Origin of the sequence: Pseudomonas floridensis (assembly GCF_002087235.1) — a bacterium.
GTDB classification, from domain to species: domain Bacteria; phylum Pseudomonadota; class Gammaproteobacteria; order Pseudomonadales; family Pseudomonadaceae; genus Aquipseudomonas; species Aquipseudomonas floridensis.
On sequence record NZ_MUIO01000018.1, the window covers coordinates 1 to 19,806 of the forward strand.

Sequence of the window (19,806 nt, forward strand, 5' to 3'; positions counted from 1 at the left end):
GCAACTTGATCGGAGAATCCCTAAATGAATTCGATTCACTGGTTCTGCGATTCCAATCTTGATGGAAGGTGTTTCCCCGAGTGGCGACGATCTTTTGGCGTGAGCGACAATGAGGAGGTTTTCGTGCCAGCAGCGATGGCGGGTGAGGAGACTGAGATGAACGTCACGCTTTGTGCATCTGGAGATGGGCAAAGTACGGCTATGCACTTGGATCACCATTTCGTGCCGAGTGACTGGTTGAAGCGTGAGTTCCCGAAGCATTTCGAGTTGATTGAGATGATCCAGGCCAGCGCACAAACAGCTTCGGTGGAGATCGGTCAGTAATAGCTAGCGTTTAAGCCAGGTAGGCAGCAGAAAGCACGCGGTTCGTCTTTCCCCCAAAATTCGACCTTGACCGGTCGAGGGACCACGCCGCTTTTGGCTGCGACTGTTTTAATTCTCTAGAGCGTTTATCGCTGCCGACTTTTCCGGAGGTTGCGACAGTTTTGCGACTTACCACAAGTGGATTGGAGGCCGCGGAATTCGCGGGCGCCTGCGACAGCTTTAATTCTCAAACTTCACTGAAGCCACAAAATAAAGCCTCTCAGAATTAAATAAACACCGTCGCTGGCGCCTCCGCCCTCCGGTTGAGCACCCAGCGACGCTTTATTACGCGTTATCCCTTTCGCTCGAACGTTACGTCCTTGCTAGCCTCTTAAAGCGAGCGGCCGCCGTCGACGATTATTTCCGAGCCAACAGTCCATCTTGATTCATCCGAAGCCAGGTACAGTACGGCCTTGGCCACTTCTTCGGGAGTGCCGAAGCGGCCGAACGGGATGGTCGCGGCGATTTCCTTATTAAGCTGCTCGCGATAAGCATCGGGGACTCCCAGCTTGTCGTAGAGCGGTGTGTCGACCGGGCCGGGGCTGACCGCGTTGACGCGAATGCCGCGCGGGAGTAGTTCGCTCGAGAGCGTCTTCGACATGTTCAAAAAGGCGGCCTTGGTCGCTGCGTAAACGGATGAACGCGCGTCGCCCAAGTGTGCGCTGACGGAGGTATTGAGTACCACCGACGCAGGGTTGGCAAAGAACGGCAGCAAGGCCTGTAACAGAAAGTAGGGTCCTTTGACGTTGATGTCGAAGGAGCGGTCGAACATCTCTTCCGTCCACTCTTCGATTGGCCTCCAGACAGAAACGCCAGCATTGAGGAACGCAACATCGAGCTGGCCGTAGTGAGCCTCGACCGCCTGAGCCAGCTCCTTCTGCGCAGCGACATCGGCCGAATCCGCGCGTAGCACCAAAACCTCGCTTCCCAGTTCAGTCTGCGCGTTGGCGATCGATTCTGGATTGACGCCAGTGATGATCACGCGTGCGCCTTCAGCCAGAAACTGTCTGGCCGTTTCCAGACCAATGCCGCTGGTCCCGCCGGTGATGAGCGCTCGCTTGCCTTGTAATCGAGACATGTAAATTTCCTCTTGATGTGTGTGCTGGTCGGTGAAGACCAGACCTGCCTGAGGAGAACTATGGATTCATGCCTCTGGATTGATAAGATGGCTTATTTCAATACATGTCATGCTTAAAGTGCATGAATGGGGCGGTGTATGGATCGGCTGCTACTGATGACCTGTTTTGTCCGTGCTGTCGAGACGGGAAGCTTTTCGGCTGCGGGTCGCGATCTGGGTCTTGGGCAGTCCAACGTGAGTCGCCATGTGGCCGCGCTGGAAAATTATCTGCACACCAGACTGCTTCACCGATCTACCCGGCGGTTGGCGCTCACGCCCGAGGGAGAACGCTATTACGCGGACGCCAGACGGATACTTGATTCAGTCGAGCAATCCGAGTCATCCCTCAAAGGAAACGTCGCGCCGTCCGGATTGTTGCGTGTCGCCTGCCCCACTGCGCTGGCCCATACATTCGTCGTTCCGCATATCGCCACTTTCCTGGAGCGCTATCCGGAGTTGACGCTCGATCTTCAGATTAACGATCGCTATGTAAACCTTGTCGACGAGGGGGTTGAACTGGCTATCCGAATCGGACACCTGGAAGACAGTGCCATGCGTGCGCGCCCCTTGGCGCGGTTCGAGCGTGTGTGTGTTGCCAGCAATGAATACCTGGCCAAACGCGGTCATCCCGCCACGCCCGATGATCTGGTAGCGCACGATTGCCTGATTTACACGCTGCTGTCGACAGGCGCCACCTGGCGCTTTCGGGAGATCGACGTTCCGGTATCCGGAAGGCTGCGGGTGAACTCGCCCGAGGCGATACGCGCTTGCGTCAATAGCGGACTGGGGATTGCGCAGGGGCCTGAATGGCTTTATGAGGACGGCTTGCGAAGCGGAAACCTGCAATTGCTGCTAAGAGACTACGTCGCCCCACCTGTCCCCGTTCAAGCTGTCTACCTGGCGAATCGACTGCTTCCCAAGCGAGCCATCGTATTCATGGATTTCATCGCAGACGTGTTCGCGAAAAGCCCTGCATTCGAGGCGGACGGCTCGCTGTCGCGATCACGTTGACGGTGCATGAGACACGCCTCATCGTTCACGGCCGAGGAGTATTCCATGACGTCTGCACGTGCGTGCACTAACGCTTATGAAATTGAGGATTCGCGATGATCGATCACTTGGACCACCTGGTACTGACCACTATCGATATCGAGGCTTGCAAGGATTTCTATGTGCGGGTTCTGGGGATGCAAATCGAGATGTTTGGCGCAGGTCGCCTTGCCTTCCGGTTCGGCGAGCAGAAAATCAACGTGCATGAACGAGGTCGGGAGTTCGAACCCAAAGCGCATTTGCCGGTGCCGGGCGCGCTCGATCTTTGTTTTATCGCAAGCGTCGGCCTCCAACACGTGATCAGCCATTTGCAGGCGCAGCAATGGCCAATCGTCGAAGGGCCGGTTCAGCGCACGGGAGCCACTGGGCCGATCCGATCGGTTTATGTACGTGATCCGGACCTGAACCTCATCGAGATCAGCGAGCGGATTTGAGTGGAGCGGGCGTGAAAAAATCACCCCGATTCCCCTCATCAATCCACTACCTCACTTCTACGATTTCAGGCACGCGATTCTCCTCAGGTTGTGTCCCGCGTGACAGCACCGTGTAGATCGCAGGCAGCACGAACAGGGTGAACAGGGTGCCGGTCATCATGCCGATGACGATCACCAGGCCCAGGCCGAAGCGGCTGTTTGCGCCTGCGCCTGTGGCGAAGAGCAGGGGGATCAGGCCGACGACCATTGCGGCGGTGGTCATCAGGATGGGCCGCAGCCGGATGCGTGACGCACGGACGATAGCTTGTGCGCAGGTGCCACCGCTCAGGGCGCGCAGTTCGTTGGCGAACTCCACCATGAGGATGCCGTGTTTGCTGATCAGCCCGATCAGTGTCACCAGCCCGATCTGGGTGTAGATGTTCAGGCTGGCCAGCCCCAGCGCCAATGGAATCAGCGCGCCGCAGATGGACAGCGGTACGGTGATCAGGATGATCAGCGGGTCGGTCAGGCTTTCGTACTGGGCCGCCAGCACCATGTAGATCACGATCAGGGCAAACAGAAAGGCGAAGAGCAGGGCGTTGCCTTCGTGGATGAACTGCCGGGCTTCGGCCTGCCAGTCATGGGTGAAACCGCTGGGCAGCGCGGCGCTCTGTTGCTCCAGAAATGCGACCGCTGCGCCGATGCTGACGCCGGGCGCGGGTACGGCTTGCAGGATGGCGGCGTTCTGCTGATTGAACTGCTTAAGGGCATTGGGCTGAATGTCGCGCTCCAGGGTCACGACCGTGGAAAGCGGCACCTGACGGCCTTGATCGGTGTTCACATACAGCGTGTTGAGCGCTTGCGGCGTGAGCCTATTGTCGGCTGAGGTCTGCGTGATGACGTCGTAGGACCGGCCTTGCAGGCCAAAGCGGTTGGTGTATTTCTCGCCCATGAGCACCGCCAGCGTGGTGCCGATGTCCTGCATGCGAATGCCTAGGCTGTTGGCTTTGCTGCGGTCGATGCGCACCCGGACCACGGGGTTGTTGAACGCCAGATCGCTGTCGACCACGGCAAACAATCCGCTCTCGCGTGCAGCGCGCTTGAGGTCTTCCATCGCTTGGTAAAGGCCTCGATAGTCCTGTGTGCTGCGAACCACCAACTGGACTGGCAAGCCGCCGGTCGAAGCGGGCAGGGCGGGTAGCTGGAACACGAAAATGGATTGCCCTTCGGCAGCATCGGCAGCGCCTTGCAGCTCGGCCTGTATCTGCAACGCGCTGCGTGAGCGTTCTTCCCAGGGACTGAAATTGACCCCGGCGAAGCTGGCGGCGACGCCGTCCGTGCCGTTGATGATCCATGTGCTGGAGGCTTCCGGCAGGCTGGCCATGATGCGGCTCAACTGGTCGGCGTAACGCTCGACGTAATCCAGATTGGCGTGTTGCGGGGATTTGATCGCCAGCAACAGGTTGCCCTGATCTTCGTTAGGCGCAAGTTCTCTGGCCGCCTGGCCATAGAGCAACGGCAGGCTGATCAGCACCAGTGCGGCAAAGACCAGTACCATCCAGCGCCTGCGCAGCGCTGCGACCAGCAGGCGCTGATAACGCCGGGCCAGCCAGTGGAAGAAGGCTTCGGCGCGCTGACTCATGCGGCCTTCGTTCTGGCCGGCAGGCAACAGTCGGGCGCAAAGCACGGGCGTCAGGGTCAATGCGATTACTCCGGACACCAGCACCGCGCCCGCCAGGGTCAACGCGAACTCCTTGAACAGCGCCCCGGTCAGCCCGGACATCAGACCGATCGGCATGTACACCGCGGCCAGCGTCAGGGTCATCGCAATCACTGGCGATGCGATCTCGCGTGCCCCGGTCAAGGCTGCTTGCGCGGGACTCAAGCCGTCGAGAATGTGCCGGTAGATGTTTTCCATCACCACAATCGCGTCGTCCACCACCAGGCCGGTGGCCAGCACCATCGCGAGCAGGGTCAGCAGATTGATGCTGAAGCCGAACAGTGTCATGAGTGCCAGCGCGCCCAGCATGGACAGCGGAATGCTGAGAATGGGGATCAGCACACTGCGCGCAGACCCCAGACACAGATAAATGATCAGCACCACGATCAGTACGGCCTCGATCAGGGTTTCGATGACTTCGATGATCGAGGCATGGATGAACATCGCCGTCTCGAACGCCAGCGCAACATGCACGCCCGGCGGCAGGGTCTTCTCGATGTCGGGTAGTCGTTCCCGAATGCCGGCGACGATGGTCAGCGGATTGCCGTCCGGCGTGGCGTAAAGCCCCAGGTGCACCGCAGGTTTGCCATCCATGAGCGCGCTGGTTTCGTAGGTGGCGGAACCCAGCTCCACAGTGCCGACATCACGCAGACGCAGCAGGCGATCGCCACGGTTGCTGATGACCATGTCGCGAAACTCTTCCATGTTGCTCAGGTCGGTATTGACCTGAATCGAGGTCACCACGTATTGCCCTTTGATCTGCCCCGGTGCCGCCTGAAAGTTGTTGGCGAGAATCGCCTGTTCGACGTCTTCGGCGCTTACCCCGTGGCCCGCGAGACTCTTGGGGTCCAGCCACAGGCGCATGGCCAGGCGCTGGCCCCCGAACGTCTGCACCTTGGCCACGCCTTCGATGCTGGACATCAGCGGCTGAACCACCCGGTCGAGGTAATCGCTCAGTGCCGGAGCTGAAAGCTGGTCACTGGAAAAGCCGACATAAGCCACGGCCGTCGCGTCGCCGGCCGAACGATCGATGACCGGGTCATAGGCCTGCTCGGGCAGGCGATATTTGACCTGATTGACTTTGGCGATGACCTCGCTCAGCGCCTTGGCCGAATCCTGATTGAGGCCCATGCGCAGGGTGATCAGGCTGCGTCCCTGAACCGATGAGGAACTGACGTAATCAACACCCTCCACTGACGCCAGCGACTGATTGATGGGCTGGGTCACGAAGCCCTGCATCAACTCGGCGGGCGCTCCCGGATAATCCGTGGTGACGGTGATGGTCGAGCTTTCCAGAAGCGGATACTGACGCACCGGCAAGTCCTGATACGCCTTGAGCCCCGCCAGAATGATCAGCAGGCTGACCACCAGTGCCAGCACCGGACGCTGCACGAAAATATCAGTAAATTTCACGGGTTAGACCCCGCTTGGGCATTGGCATTGAGCGGGTCGAGCACGCTGGTTTCGACAGCCTCGATGGCTGCGCCGTCGCTGAGCTTTATCTGTCCGGCCACCACGACCCGGTCACCCTGGCGAATGCCTGTTTCGACAATGACCTTGCCGTCGCGACGTTCTCCCGTCTTGACGGCAACGCGATGCGCGGTCGGCGGTTGTTTGTCCGTGCCGGACTGGATGACGTACATTTCCTCGCCGTAAGCGTTATAGGTCACGGCCGTTTCCGGCACTGTCAGCACCTCCTGCGTGCCCGCCCTCGGGACGCGAACCCGCGCGAACATGCGTGGCAAGGCCGCGTCTGGTGCCTGCTGCAGGCGCGCCTGAACATTGATCATCCGTGAGCGGTCGAGCATCGGATCGAGGGTGGTGATGGCTGCCGTTGCTGGCTGGTCAGGCAGGGAGTCGAGTATCACTTCCACGGAGCCGCCGGTTTTAAGGTAGGCCAGCGCCTGCTCCGGTACGCTGAAATTGACGTAGAAGCCTTGACTGCCCACCAGGTTGATCAGCGTCTGTCCTGCGCTGACGTATTGACCCAGATGCACCTGACGGATACCGAGGGTGCCGGCGAAAGGCGCTCTGATCGTCAACTGATCGATCTCGGCTTCCAGTGCCTGCAGGCCTCCTTTTGCTGTCAGATAATCACTTTGTGCATCGCCCGCTTCCTGTTTCGACATCGCACTGAACGTCGCCAGCTGGCGTGCCCGGTCAAGGCGTGCTTTGGCGTTTTCAAGCTGCCCTTGCAGGCGGGTTCGCTCGCCGCGCTGACGCGCATCATTGAGGTGTATCAATACCTGACCCTTTTCGACCCGCTGTCCCGAGCTGATTGGCAGCTCGACAATCCGGCCACCCACCTCGGCCGGGACACTGACTTCCTGAACCGCCTCCAGCTCGCCGATGGTGTCCAGGTAGTAGGTGAACGGCGTGCTGGCGACGGTGGCAACGGCCACCTTGATGGGTGAGGGCGCTGCGCTTTCGGCAGGCGCCGTATTGCCGCGCACTGCCCAGACGGCACCGCACACCAGCAGGCCCGACAGCGCGAGCAGTATGAAAGGGTGGCGCTTGGCTGCACCGATGCGAATCATCAACGTTCATCCTTGACTCAATGGTTCAGTAGATCGCCCAGCAACCAGGCGTCAAAAGCTCGATCAGGTTTTCGTCAGGATCGCGGAAGTAAATGCTCGATCCTCCCTTCGGCCATTCCGTGCGTCCTTCGATGCAGACGTCTGCCTGCTCAAGGCGCTCGACCCAGGCGCCCATCTCTTTGGCGTCGATGGCGAAGCACACGTGGATGCGTCCGTGCGCATCGTGCGGCGGGATTTCTCCGCCGCTCAGGTGCTTGGTTTCCAGTGACGCGCCGCGCTTGAACAGTAGCAGCGTGTTCAGCCCTCCGACGTTCAATGCCACCAGCACGCTGCTCTCGACCATGACTTCCAGCTCGAGAGTCTTGTAGTAAAAATTCTTGGCTTCTGTAAGATCTTTCACGTAGAGCGCCGTCTCAATGATCCTGTTGAGTCGTGGCATATGTCGCTCTCCTTTTTTCGAAACAAAGAAACCCCGCGGGGTTGGAAGGCCATGGATGGTGAGCGTCTTGCTGCGCAACATCGATTTGAATCTGCTAGTGGTGCTGGATGCCCTGCTGACCGAGAAGCACGTCACCCGAACCGGCGAACGTCTGCACTTGAGTCAACCCGCAATCAGCCACTCTCTGAGTAAACTGCGCAGCCTGCTCGACGACCCGATCCTGATCAGAAAGGGCAACGAGGTGTACCTGAGTGCGCTGGCGCTCAATATCCAGATGCCCGTTAAAGAAGTGCTGAGCCGGATCGAAACCCTGTTCGGCAACTCCATTGCCTTCGAGCCTGCCAGTTCGCAACGTACCTTCAATCTGGCGATGTCCGACTACGGTGCGGCCATCGTGTTGCCCAGACTGTTGGTGCGCATTCGCAAGCAGGCGCCCAATACCACAGTAGTCGTTACGCAGGGCAGCCGCCCCGGCATGCTCGAACAGGTGACGCAGGGCAAGATCGATCTGGCGCTGGGCGTGTTCCCCAACCTGCCCGCCGACATTGATCAGTCCACGTTGTTCGAGGAGACCTTCTCGTGCCTGCTTGATCGTAATACGCTGCCCGCCAATGGCGTGCTCGATCTGGACAGTTACCTGATGCGACCGCATATATCCGTGTCCATGGACGGCAGCATCGGCGAGATCGACAACCTGCTGCGGGCTCAAGGCCTGCACCGGCGTATCGCGGTCAGCGTCCCGCACTGGCGCACGGCGCCGCGGATGATCAGTCAGACTGACCTGATCCTCACCGTCGCCACGCGTACGCTGGACGAGGCCGAAGTGGACGAAACACTCGTCAAACTCAGCCCGCCACTGGCCATTCCGCCGTTTCCGTTCGTGCAGATCTGGCACCATCGCTTCAACGAAGACCCTGCCCATAAATGGCTACGCGACCAGGTCGAACAAGTGGCGTCTCATCGCGACCCCACGGCTTGAGTCGGGCGTAGACGCAGACGCAGGTCAGGCCCCATCTTGGTGACTTCGTAGACGTCGAAATCCAGACTTTCTTCCAGGCTGGTCAGCTCTGCCATGTGCACCAGCGGGCGGGCGAGATCGCCCAATAGCCGCGGTGCCATGTAGAGCAGCAGTTCGTCCACCAGATGAGCGTCGAGCAGCGCACCGGCCAGTGTCGGCCCGGCCTCTACCATGACATCGTGCAGTCCGCGCTCGCTCAGTGCATGCATGAGCGCTGTCAGATCCAGCCCCTGATTGTCGCTGTTCAGGCGCAGCATCTCTCGATGGTCATCCTGCCCCCGCGAGGCGTCGCGCCCGACGACGTGCAGGCTGGGCGCCAGCGTGTTGAACACCCGTGCGTTGCCCGGAACACGTGCCTGGCTGTCCAGTACGACGCGCACCGGCTGCAAGGCCTCAGGCGATGACAATTGACGCACCGTCAGCAACGGATCGTCTGCCAGCACCGTACCGCTGCCCGTCACGATGGCCGCGCTGCGAGCCCTCCAGAACTGCACATCGGCACGGGCCTGAGAACTGGAGATCCACTGCGAACGTCCGTTTTTCAGCGCCGTTCGACCATCCAGACTCATGCCGAGCTTGAGCTGCACCCAGGGCCGCCGCCGTTCGACACTGGACAGAAAGCCCCGGTTGAGTTCCCTGGCGGCGGTTCTGAGCAGGCCGACCTTGACCTCAATGCCCGCTTCACGCAGCAGCGCGATGCCCCGGCCATTGACCTGCTCATAGGGATCCTCATGAGCCACCACCACCGACGCGATGCCACTTTCGATCAACGCCTGGTAACAGGCGCCGGTCCGTCCAACGTGGCTGCATGGCTCCAGCGTGACGTAAGCGGTCGCGCCTCTGGCCGACGCGCCCGCCTGACGCAGCGCGAAGACTTCGGCATGCGGGCCGCCCGCACTGCGGTGCCAGCCTTCGCCCACGACATGAAGGCCGTGGGCGATCACACAGCCCACCCGAGGGTTGGGCCATGTGGAGTGGCTGCCGCGTTCTGCCAGCGTCAAGGCATGCTGCATGTGCTGGAAGTCGCACTCAGTGAAGTGGTTCATGGGCGTGCTTGCGTCCCGGCGTTGACCTGGATCGGGTAGATCCTGCCGTCATAGGCGCTGGCCAGAAAGCCCGTGCCGTCCACGTTCTGCGACAGACACGAAATCCCGCTGGCGGTCGGCTTCTGCACCGTTACCCAGTGACGTTTGGCGACGTCGAAGATGGCCACCGTACCGCCGTAACTGCCTGTGGCGATGTGCTGGCGATCCTGAGAAATGGCGATGCATTTGATCGAGTGGTCGTGCGGCGTATCGAACACTTCATCCTGACCATTGCGCCACAGACGCAGTTTCAAATCCCGGCCGATGCTCGCAAAACCGTCCTCAATGCGTGTGCAGCCGTTGGAGATCCGCGAGTGGGCCTTGTCCAGATAGCGTTCCAGACCAAAGTCGCTGATCCGGTGAAACGCCGCAGCGGCGGTGGCGCAAACGCTGAACAGAAAACCTTCATCGGCGGCGATGCCCTTGATGGCGTTCTCATGCAGTGACAGGGCCGTGACGAAGCGAGGTTGGTCCGCGTCGAGGCAGAAGATCAGCGCTTCGCCGGTGTAGGTGCCGATGGCGGCATGGAGCTGGCCGTTTCGCTCGAAGGTCGTCCCGCAATTGAGTGGCGAGCGATGCTGATAGAGCGTCTCGCCGGTACGCGCGTCGAACACCGTGCCCATCTGGCCGCCGGTCAGGACGCTGCTGCCGAACGGCAACAGGAAGTTGCACAGGCTGCCGGCGTGGGTGCTGGCCTGGCCGTTGATCTGCAGGATACCGGCGTCGCCAATGCTGTAGATATCGTCTTCGACGACGGCCACCGCGTTGAGGCTGACGGCAGGTTCGATGCCCTCCAGATCCCACGCTTGAGTCACGAAGTTCCAGGTGGCGTAGCTGGAGCCGAAGGTGACGAACGCAATATGTTCGGTGCCCAGCAACGTGCAGCTGCGCGGCCAGATGATGCTCGGCAGTGATGTTTGTGCGGTGGTGGTCAGAACGTTGTTTTCGTCCAGGTGCCAGAGCATCACGCAACGGTCGTAGCTCAGGCTCACCAACAGGCGCTGTGCGTCGTCCCAGATGATGCGTTTGATCCCGGCGGCGTGGGCAGGATAGAGCTGCGTACCCTGGGCGCTGATCACGGAAATCTTGCCTTCGTCGTCGCCGGCGAAAATGATTCCGTCACGGGAGAGGGCGACGGTATCGGTTTCCACACCACCCAGATCGATGATGTCGAGCGACTCGCCGGTCTCGGCGCTCCAGCGTCGAATGGAGCCGTCATCGCTGCTCGAAACCAGCGTCTTGCCGTCGGCGGACCAACTGACCGAAATGACGTCGGCGCTGTGGCCTTGCAGGATGTGCCGCGTGTGTCCCTGAAGATCGAACAGGCGAATCGTGTGATCACGTGAACTGGTCGCAATGGTCTGGCCGTCAGGCGAGAAGGCGGCCATCTCGATATCGTCCTCATGTCCGATGAGCACCGCTTTCAGGCGCAGGGACGGGACTTCCCAGACGCGTGCGGTGTAGTCGCTGCTGGCGCTGACCAGCAAGGTGCCATCGGCGTTGAACGCACACTGATTGGCCAGGTGATCATGCAGGACGCGCTGGATCGGCGTCTTGGTTTTGGCGTCCCACAGGATGACCTGATTGTCATAACCGGCAGTCGCGACATAAATATCTTTAAACGCAGTAATACCGCTGATAGGTCCGAAGTGGCGCATGTTCTAATTCCTTTAGAGCAATGAACGGTCGTTTTCGGGCAAGCCGGTGCCCGCCCGCAAACAGGCAGCTCGTTGTGGGGAAGAGCGTTAGTTGTTGATATTGATGATGTGCTGTTTCTTGTCGATCTTGGCCTGCAAGTAACCCCGGTTGTGCTGCGTAATAAAGACGCCCGTAGGAATGGTGGCGTCGACTTTCACGCCACTGGACTCCAGCGCCGACACTTTGTCCGGGTTATTGGTGATCAACCGGCAACTGCGAACACCGACAGCCTTGAGCATTCGTGCCGCCAGCGAGAAATCGCGGCCGTCTTCGGGAAAACTCAGGTGCACGTTGGCTTCGAACGTGTCCATGCCGGTGTCTTGCAGGCGATACGCATCGAGCTTGGCGTACAGCCCGATACCGCGGCCTTCCTGGCGCAGGTAGATCAGGTAGCCACCTTCCTCGTGCATCCGGGCGATGGATTCACTCAACTGCGGTCCGCAGTCACAGCGTTCCGATTTGAAGACATCGCCCGTGAGGCACTCGGAATGAATACGTACCAAGGGGCTTTCCTGTCGGTCAGGGCCAAGTTTGATCAGAATATGTTCGAAGTAAGGGTCCAGCCCGGTAAACGTGATAAAGGTACTTGGGCAGTGGCCATCATTGAGCGGAATATCAACCTTATTGCGTATCTGTACGTTAGACATAGGTAAACCTGCTTGATGGTGGTGAATATTTTTATTGTGTAAGTGCTGGACCGAGGCGCTGTTACGCGCCAGGTGTTTCGGCCAGGCGAAACCCCATGACATAGATTTCGCGAGGGTATTTCCCGTGGCGACGGCAATTGCGCGCCAGGTCTCTGAAGCGGGTAAAGCTGCCGCCACGGGCGACGCGATGAGTACCGACGACCGTTACCAGATCGTCTTCGACGGCGATGCCTCCGGGGTAGGCGGCGTAATCATCGGCGACGTATTCTTCGACGTTGCCCGCCATGTCCAGGCAGCCGAACGGGGAAGCGCCAGCGGCGAAGGCTCCGATGGGCGATGACCCGAACAGTCCCAGTTCGGCGGTATTGCAGTGTTCGGGCAGAAAACGGTTACCCCACGGGAATTCCAGGTTCTGCGGGCCAGCGGCGGCGTACTCCCATTCGGCCTCTGTCGGCAGGCGGAACCGGCGCTGGGTGTGGGCATTCAGCCAGTCGATGTACGCCTGTACATCCTCGACCGTGACGCCAAATACCGGGTGGTTGCCACGCTCGGCCGGGAACTGGCCGAACGCCCAGTTTTCCGGAATGCGGGGCTCCAGAGAGTCTTCGAGAAACGCTTTGTATTCCAGGTTGGTGACCGGAAACTTCGCGATTCGATAAGGCTGGAGCGTCACCGCGTGGCGCGGTACTTCCTTTTCGATCCAGGAGCGGTCGAGGCCCAGCCCCTGCATGTTGTCCATGACCGCGTCGAGCTGGTCGGCGGGCAGCCCGATGGACACGTCACCCGCTTCGATATCGACCATGGGTGGGTTCAGCACGTCGATGCGCGGGTCGAGGGTAAGCGCCAGCAGTTTGCCTGCCGCGAGCCGGACGGGCAGCGCGGTGTCCGGATCTTCGACTCGCTCCACGAGTCGCTCTGTCGGTTCCTGCGCCAGTAATTTCCAGGTCGCCAGCGGCAGCGCCAGGTTTTGAGGCTGATGAAAGTGCTCGGGCAAGCCCATCAGATGCCTGTCAGTCATATCGGTGCGTAGCGCACCCTCGAAGACAGGCCAGTGGGTGAACGGGTTATGAGTCGCCATGGTTTACGCAGCCTTTTGAATCGCTGGTGGAGTAAACGCCAGCCTCGACATCAGGCTGGCGAATCGAGCCATTAGCGTATGCAGATCAAACCGGTCTGCAGGCAATTACGCTCGAAGTTGTCCCAGTAGCCCTTGGGAAACTTGTTCCGGTTGGCTTGAGAAATGATCGGCTTATGCCACTCGAAACGGGTGAATCCGGCTTTGGAAATCGCTTTTTCGTACGCCTCTCTGCTCCAGCGGTAGAACGTGAACGCGCTGGGTGGATCGGTGACGAATTCGGCATCGCAGCGATAGCCGCCATTGTGCGGTTGTTCGTTGAGCACATGGACGCCGTAGGTGGTGAAGTTGCCCTGCGCCAGTTGGTAATCTGGCTCGACGGTATAGGCGATCAGCTTGCCGCCCGGTTTCAGGTTCTGCGCAACGATGGCAAACATCGCCTCCAGCTCTTCGGGCGACTGAGCATAATTGAACAGCCAGGCTGCACTGACTCTGTCGAAGGGGCCTTGTGGCAGGACACCCATGTCCAGCACGTTGGCGACCTTGTACTCGATGGCTTCCTGGTTGCGTGCCGACTCCTGTCGCGCCAGTTCGATCATGGAGGCGGAAATGTCCACGCCCATTACTTTGCTGGCACCCTGGCGCAGCAACTCCCGACCGAAGAAACCGAAGCCGCAGGCCAGATCCAGAACGGACTTGCCTTTGACGTCGCCAACCATGTGAAAGAACGTTTCGGTTTCAACCGAGCGCTGCGAGGCACTGTCGGTAAACGCTTCGAAACGCTCGCCGATTGAATCGTATGTAGCGGATTGAGCAGGCATTGTTAACTTCCTTTGTTATGTTTAACCCATTCACAACTAACTTCGTACTGTGATCAGGAACCCCATAATCACCACGAGAATGCCGACAATCTTCTGAACATTTATCGACTGTCGAGGCAGGCCCACCAGACCGAAGTAGTCAATGATCAACGAGATCACCAGTTGTCCAACGATGACCGCCATCATGAAGTTGAGCGTGCCCAGTCGCGGCGCCATCAGCAGGGCGGTCGTTATATAAAGGACACCGGCTACACCGCCCAACCAGGCCCACCAGGGCGTGCTTTGCAAGGTGCTCAGGCACGGGCGTTGAACCTTGAAAATCAACATGACGCCGATGACCGCAATCAGGCTGACCAACAATGAAACCATCGTTGCCCACAACGGGTGTCCCAACACGACCCCTAACCGGGCATTGGTTCCTGCCTGTAGCGGTACTGCGAAACCGGCGGCCAGACTTAAAGTAAAAGCAGTCACTACATTCATCAGACAGGTTCCTCTTTTTTTCAGTGTTACCCAGTCGGACAGGCACTGACCAATTCCCAGTTCTGATACGCGGTATTAGTGAGGCTTATTAAGTAGTGGCCTTTGGCTAGAGCACACCCGGCAAATGGATCCGGCCCAAACACCCTGTTCGCTTGAGCGCCGGTAACCATAGACCGGCCAGATAGTCTGACTTTTTAGTTATTAGTTCACTTACTCATCTTCAGGCGCCAGTCACGCGATTGTGTTGGCCGACCTGGTTTTACGAAGGCGCTATGCCTTAGTTGCGCCTCATCATGAAGATGAAGAACAACCCTCCCAACAGCGCTGTCGAGATACCGATGGGCAGGTCTTCGGGTGCGATCAGCGTGCGCGAGACTACGTCGACCCACACCATCAGCAACGCACCCAACAGGGTGGCCACTGGCAGCAAGCGCCGGTGCTCGGAGCCCACCAGACGTCTCGCGATGTGCGGCACCATCAGGCCGACGAAGCCGATGGAGCCGCAGAGGGCGACCAGTACGCCGGTCATCAGCGAGGCAATCAGAAACACCAGCAGGCGGACATTTCGCACTTGCAGGCCGAGGCTCACGGCGGTCTGATCGCCCGCCATCAAGGCGTTCAGTGCCCGGCCGAGCCCTTGCAGGAGAATCCAGCCTGTCAGTAGGGTGAACAGTGGAACCGTCAGCAATTCCCAGCGCGCCAGGCCGAGGCCGCCCAGCATCCAGAACAGCACGGCGGAGCTGGCCCGGTGATCGCCCAGAAACAGCAGCAGGTTGGCAATGGCCATCATGACGAATGACACCGCGACGCCGCTTAACAGCAGGCGCTGGCTGTCGAGACGACCGTTACGGCTGGACAGCCATACCACCAGAATCAGGCTCGCGAGCGATCCTGCGAACGCGGCGAGTGGCAAGGTCAGCATGCCGAGGACTTCGCCGACGTGCATGACCACGATCACGGCACCGAGCGTGGCACCTGACGTGGCCCCCAACAAATGCGGGTCGGCCAGCGGGTTGCGCGTGACGGCTTGCAGCACACAGCCGATGAGCGCCAGACCCGCGCCTGCCAGCGCACCGAGCAGCACGCGCGGCGTGCGGATCAACCAAACGATGGTTTCCTGTCCTGCCGTCCAGAGGTGCGGTTCGTCACCAAGGCCTGACAGTTTGAACATCAGAATATGGATGACCTCTTCCAGCGGCACAGGCGCCGCGCCGAAGGTGACAGACACCAGGCACGAAACCAGCAGCAGCGCAGTCAGCGTGATCAGCAAACCGGTGTAGCGGCTTCGTCGTTCAGTCAGCCACTGTGCCAGCGTCATCGCGCCACATCGTGGAAAGCCGCGGTGAGGGTCTCGATGGCCGTGACATTGTCGAGTCCCGGCGTCACCGCAACGTAAGGCAGGACGACATACCGTTTGTTACGAATCGCATCGATGGATTGCAGCGCCGGGTTGTTTTCCAGGAAGTGCTGCTTCTGCGTTGCACTGACTTCGCCGTAGTCGACGATCACGATGATCTCGGGATTGCTCTGCACCACCGATTCCCAGTTCACGTGGGTCCAACTGGCTGCGACATCACCCATGACATTGCGTCCGCCCGCTGCACTGATCAGCGCCTGCGGAATTGCCAGACGCCCGGCAGTCATGGGCCGGTCTTCGCCGCTGTCGTATAGAAAGACCCGGGGAGACGCATCGCCAGTCGTGCGTTCGCGAACCGCGTCCACGCGCCGTTGCATGTCGGCCACCACCGCTTGCGCACGGTCCTGCACGTCGAATATTCGGCCCAGATTGAGCAGGTCGTTGTAGACATCATCCAGTTTCGCTTCGGCGCGAGGCATGATCTGGGCGCAGGATTCGGTCAGTTCGTAGGTCTGAATGCCCAGCGTGGCCAGACTCTGCGGCGTCACGTCCCCGCCGACCCGCATGCCGTAATTCCAGCCTGCAAAATAGAAGTCGGCATTGGCATTGAGCAGTGTTTCCACGGACGGGTACTTGCTGGCCAGCTCGGGGAGCTTGCCCAGATCCCGCAGCAAGGCGGGATCGGGCTTGTTCCACCCGGTGATACCGCTGTAGCCCGCCATGCGCGATTGCAGACCCAGCGCGACCATCATTTTGGTCAGATTGACGTCATTGCTGACGGCGCGTTGCGGTGCCGCGTTGAATGTCACCGAACGGTCGCAACTCTGGACGGTAACCGGGTAGGCCGTGGGCCGGGCGTGCGCCATCGTGCCGATCAACGCCGCGCTAAGGCTCAGCCACATGAACAAAGGCTTCATTTCAGGGAATCCAGGTGATGCGTGGGTAATCACGCAGGGGATGGCGGTCGACCAGCGCCTTGGCGCCGAACACACCGAGTAGCATTTGAGGCGTCAGCACGTCCCATGGCGTTCCCTGTGCAACCAGTCGGCCGTGATGCACGACGTACAGCCGGTCGCAGAACGCTGCCGCCAGGTTCAGGTCATGAATGCTGGCCAGCGTCGCCACGCCGAGCTGTTTGACCAGCCCCAGCAGTTCGAGCTGATGGCGCGGATCGAGGTGGTTGGTCGGCTCGTCCAGCACCATCAACCGGGGTTCCTGAACCAACGCGCGTGCCAGCAGGCAGCGCTGTTTTTCACCGCCAGACAAGGTGTCGAAACGGTGCTGCTCATAGCCCTCCAGACCGACGGCCTTCAGCGCGTCTTTCACCACGGTGCGGTCGTGGGGGCTGTCCGCCGAGAAAAATCCCTGGTGGGGCGCACGGCCCATGGTCGTGACATCCAGCAGCGTCAGACCGAATGCATCGGGAAATTCCTGAGCAACCACGGCAACCTGCTGCGCGCACCAACGAGGGCTGCGGCTCCAGATGTCATGGTCGTTCAGCACGACGTTGCCCTTGTGCGGACGGCTGTAGCGAAACGCGCAGCGCAGCAGGCTGGTCTTGCCACTGCCATTGGGGCCGATCAGCCCCACGAACTCGCCTGCGGCGATCTGCAGGTCGATGTCCTTGAGAGTGAAATGCTCGTGCTCGCAGACAGACGCCTGTTCCGGTGCCCACGCCAGCTCCTTGAGCGCAAGCATCAGAAGCTCAGGTCCGCAGTGACAAACAACGAGCGCGGCTCCCCCAGAATCCATTGCTGGCCTTCGTTGTACTGACTCGCCGCGTACTGGCGATCGAACAGATTGCGCAGTTGCAGACCCAGCGTGGTATTGCGCAGCGCTTTCCATGACAGGCTGGCGTCTGCCACGGTGTAGGCGGGCAGTTCACGGGTGTTGGCGATATCGGCATAACGGCTGTCGACGTAGCGCAGCCCGCCACCCATCTGCACAGTGCTGCCCAATTGTTTATCGAGCCAAAGGTTGGCGGTGCGCCTGGGTACATCGACCGGCGTGTTGCCGTCACGCGAAACGGCCACACCCGCCACGCTCTGGTCGAATCGATCGTAGCGGGCGCGCACAAAGGCCGCGTTGGCGCTCAACGTCCAGTCCTGCGGCAGTTGCAGCTTCATGCTCGCCTCAATCCCATTGGAGGACTGCTGTCCGACCTGCTGGGTGAGGTCGGGATTGCCTGCGTCGGTGGTGAGCAGTTTCTTCTTGATGATGTGATAGGCAGCCAGTGTCCATTCCAGGCGCTCATCCCACAGGGCTTGCTTGAAGCCGATTTCCGATTGCCGTGCGGTGGCCAGATCGAACTGTTGCTGGCCGGGATTGAGCGAGACCAGGCTGCCGACGCCATCGGTGCTGGTGGAGTATTGAGCGTAGGTCGAGCTGCTCGGTGTCAGCGCGTACACCAGACCTGCTTTCCAGTTGTTGCCGATCAGGTCTTTTTCGGTACGGCTGTCGTCACGCAGCGCATTGCGCTCGATATTCACGTAGTCACGACGTACGCCGGTGACGACTGACAACTGATCAGTCAGCCGGGTGCGGTTTTCGCCGAAGACCGACAGTTGCCGGGTCGTGCTTTTGAACAGTTCGGAGTAGGGCGAAGCACTCTGGAAACGCCCGGGTGCGGGGTTCTCGATATCGATCGGATCGCCCGCCGGATTCACGTCGTCATACGGCGAGTTATTGGTCAGTTTGAAACGGATGCGGTTGACGTCCATGCCCAGCACGCTCTGGCTTTCAAGGCCTGCCAGGCTGTGCTTGAACGTGAAGGTCTGGCGGTCGCCCACCTGTTCCTGATTGTGTTTGATGCTGAAATAGCCGCTGCGCGACAGCTGTTGTGTGGCGGCATCCCAGTTGTAGTTTTCCGCGTTCTGCCAGCGCCGGTGCGAGGTCAGGTAATACAGCTCGTTGGATGAGGCCACCTGATCGGAGATCTGCCAGTCAGTGGTCAGTCGCGTCCACTGATCGTCGTAACGTTGCTCGTCGTTCTGGATGTTGTAGTTCTTGTCTCGCAGGCCTTCGTGGTAACGGCCGTTGATCATCGGCACGCCAAAGTAATTCATCGGGCGTTGATTGCCGCCGTCATGCGCAAGGGTGTACGACAGGTTGTCGCTGGCCTGCCAACGCAGTGCGCCACTGAAGAAGGTGCTGGCCGATTCTCCGCGATCCACCCAGCCATTGCTGTTTAGTTGATTGACGTTCAGGCGATAGCTCAATCGATCGGACAACGAGCCACCACTGTCGAGCGCGGCCTGCGTGCTGTCATAAGAGCCATAGCCGAGACGAAGGTGGTTCTGGATCTCGCCTTCGAAGGGTTTCTTGGGAATGACATTGATCACGGCGCCCGTCGCCCCTTCGCCATAAAGCACCGACGCCGGGCCGCGCAGCACTTCAATGCGTTCGATGGCCCAGGTATCGACCGGCATCGTGACCGTGCCCATGGCGCTGTACATGCGGCTGCCGTCATACAACTGCATCACCGATCCCTGACCGCTGAAGCCACGCGCTGACAAGGCGGTGCCGCCATCGCCCGGTGTGCCGATCGCTGTGATCCCCGGACTGCGTGCCACGGCTTGCTGCGCGTTGGCATCGCCACGGCTGCGCACCTCGTCGCCACTCAGCGAGCTGGTGCTTGCCGGCGTCTGCAAGGCCGTCAATGGCAAGCGCGAGCCTGCGCCGGTCACTGCATCCAGTGTCTCGCCGTTCTGCGGGTTGGCGGTGGAGCTGACCACGGAGGGCGCGAGTTCTATCTGCTGCGCGGCATGGGCATAAGCGCCACTGCCGCCAGCCAGCAGACACAGCGTTGTGACGGTGTAACGAGAGTGCGAAGAAGGGCGAATCATGGATGCGAGGTCGCTCGAAAAACTGCGGTGGAAGGCTTCAAGTGTTATAACATAACATTTGAGCCGCATCATTCCATGCTTTTCGAGGCTTTAAAAGCACGATGCCCGAACATGGGGTTCGGGTATCGTGTTGTGAAA

Annotated in this window: 18 protein-coding genes; 4 read left to right on the plus strand and 14 right to left on the minus strand. The window is 59.9% G+C overall.

The genetic code is table 11. The annotated features are described in order from the left end of the window. Positions 1-24: 24 nt before the first annotated feature. Positions 25-324 carry a hypothetical protein gene (locus BZK31_RS06055; RefSeq protein WP_083181885.1) on the plus strand — a complete coding sequence of 100 codons (300 nt, stop codon included), beginning with the start codon at positions 25-27 and terminating at the stop codon, positions 322-324. A 370-nt stretch (positions 325-694) separates the two neighbouring features. Here the strand turns inward: BZK31_RS06055 and BZK31_RS06060 are convergent, their stop codons facing one another. Beyond that, the gene (locus BZK31_RS06060) at positions 695-1,441 is read right to left on the minus strand and encodes an SDR family oxidoreductase (protein ID WP_083181886.1); all 747 of its coding nucleotides are present in this window, start codon (positions 1,439-1,441) and stop codon (positions 695-697) included. A 138-nt stretch (positions 1,442-1,579) separates the two neighbouring features. Between BZK31_RS06060 and BZK31_RS06065 the strand changes: the two genes are divergently transcribed. Both BZK31_RS06065 and BZK31_RS06070 read left to right on the plus strand, forming a co-directional pair. Further along, the gene (locus BZK31_RS06065; RefSeq protein ID WP_087881640.1) at positions 1,580-2,491 is read left to right on the plus strand and encodes a LysR family transcriptional regulator; all 912 of its coding nucleotides are present in this window, start codon (positions 1,580-1,582) and stop codon (positions 2,489-2,491) included. Positions 2,492-2,586: 95 nt separating this feature from the next. Further along, positions 2,587-2,964: a VOC family protein gene (locus BZK31_RS06070; protein ID WP_083181888.1), complete on the plus strand. Its 378-nt coding sequence runs from the start codon at positions 2,587-2,589 to the stop codon at positions 2,962-2,964. Positions 2,965-3,010: 46 nt separating this feature from the next. Here the strand turns inward: BZK31_RS06070 and BZK31_RS06075 are convergent, their stop codons facing one another. From BZK31_RS06075 to BZK31_RS06085, 3 genes are read right to left on the minus strand one after another with little or no spacing between them, the layout of a single operon-like run. Next, positions 3,011-6,076, minus strand: a complete 3,066-nt coding sequence (locus BZK31_RS06075; protein ID WP_083181889.1) for a MexW/MexI family multidrug efflux RND transporter permease subunit — start codon at positions 6,074-6,076, stop codon at positions 3,011-3,013. Further along, entirely contained in the window at positions 6,073-7,200 is a 1,128-nt protein-coding gene (locus BZK31_RS06080; protein WP_083181890.1) for an efflux RND transporter periplasmic adaptor subunit, read from the minus strand. Before BZK31_RS06080 ends, BZK31_RS06075 begins: the two co-directional genes overlap by 4 nt. Positions 7,201-7,225: 25 nt before the next feature. Beyond that, positions 7,226-7,639, minus strand: a complete 414-nt coding sequence (locus BZK31_RS06085; RefSeq protein WP_083181891.1) for a VOC family protein — start codon at positions 7,637-7,639, stop codon at positions 7,226-7,228. Positions 7,640-7,694: 55 nt separating this feature from the next. On the opposite strand from BZK31_RS06085, the gene BZK31_RS06090 reads away from it, so the two are divergent. Further along, on the plus strand, positions 7,695-8,618 hold the full coding sequence (locus BZK31_RS06090) for a LysR family transcriptional regulator (protein ID WP_083181892.1): 924 nt from the start codon (positions 7,695-7,697) through the stop codon (positions 8,616-8,618). Here BZK31_RS06090 and ribD read toward each other — a convergent pair. The 10 genes from ribD to BZK31_RS06140 all read right to left on the minus strand — a co-directional run bounded on the left by ribD (position 8,597) and on the right by BZK31_RS06140 (position 19,668). Beyond that, positions 8,597-9,703: a bifunctional diaminohydroxyphosphoribosylaminopyrimidine deaminase/5-amino-6-(5-phosphoribosylamino)uracil reductase RibD gene (gene ribD / locus BZK31_RS06095; protein WP_083181893.1), complete on the minus strand. Its 1,107-nt coding sequence runs from the start codon at positions 9,701-9,703 to the stop codon at positions 8,597-8,599. The genes BZK31_RS06090 and ribD overlap by 22 nt on opposite strands. Then, on the minus strand, positions 9,700-11,400 hold the full coding sequence (locus BZK31_RS06100; RefSeq protein WP_083181894.1) for a WD40 repeat domain-containing protein: 1,701 nt from the start codon (positions 11,398-11,400) through the stop codon (positions 9,700-9,702). The genes ribD and BZK31_RS06100 overlap by 4 nt, the downstream gene beginning before the upstream one ends. Before the next feature lie 87 nt (positions 11,401-11,487). Further along, on the minus strand, positions 11,488-12,087 hold the full coding sequence (locus BZK31_RS06105; RefSeq protein WP_083181895.1) for a GTP cyclohydrolase II: 600 nt from the start codon (positions 12,085-12,087) through the stop codon (positions 11,488-11,490). A 61-nt stretch (positions 12,088-12,148) separates the two neighbouring features. Further along, a complete protein-coding gene (locus BZK31_RS06110; RefSeq protein ID WP_083181896.1) occupies positions 12,149-13,165 on the minus strand; it encodes a formylglycine-generating enzyme family protein in 1,017 nt (338 codons plus the stop codon). A 71-nt stretch (positions 13,166-13,236) separates the two neighbouring features. Further along, on the minus strand, positions 13,237-13,983 hold the full coding sequence (locus BZK31_RS06115) for a class I SAM-dependent methyltransferase (protein WP_083181897.1): 747 nt from the start codon (positions 13,981-13,983) through the stop codon (positions 13,237-13,239). 36 nt (positions 13,984-14,019) lie between these two features. Then, a complete protein-coding gene (locus BZK31_RS06120; RefSeq protein ID WP_083181898.1) occupies positions 14,020-14,466 on the minus strand; it encodes a DMT family transporter in 447 nt (148 codons plus the stop codon). Between the two features lie 277 nt (positions 14,467-14,743). Then, positions 14,744-15,784, minus strand: a complete 1,041-nt coding sequence (locus BZK31_RS06125) for a FecCD family ABC transporter permease (RefSeq protein WP_083181899.1) — start codon at positions 15,782-15,784, stop codon at positions 14,744-14,746. Next, the gene (locus BZK31_RS06130; protein WP_083181900.1) at positions 15,781-16,740 is read right to left on the minus strand and encodes an ABC transporter substrate-binding protein; all 960 of its coding nucleotides are present in this window, start codon (positions 16,738-16,740) and stop codon (positions 15,781-15,783) included. The genes BZK31_RS06125 and BZK31_RS06130 overlap by 4 nt, the downstream gene beginning before the upstream one ends. Before the next feature lies 1 nt (position 16,741). Further along, a complete protein-coding gene (locus BZK31_RS06135; RefSeq protein ID WP_083181901.1) occupies positions 16,742-17,521 on the minus strand; it encodes an ABC transporter ATP-binding protein in 780 nt (259 codons plus the stop codon). Further along, complete coding sequence (locus BZK31_RS06140) at positions 17,521-19,668, minus strand: TonB-dependent receptor (protein ID WP_244182637.1); 2,148 nt, start codon at positions 19,666-19,668, stop codon at positions 17,521-17,523. The genes BZK31_RS06135 and BZK31_RS06140 overlap by 1 nt, the downstream gene beginning before the upstream one ends. Positions 19,669-19,806 lie beyond the last annotated feature (138 nt).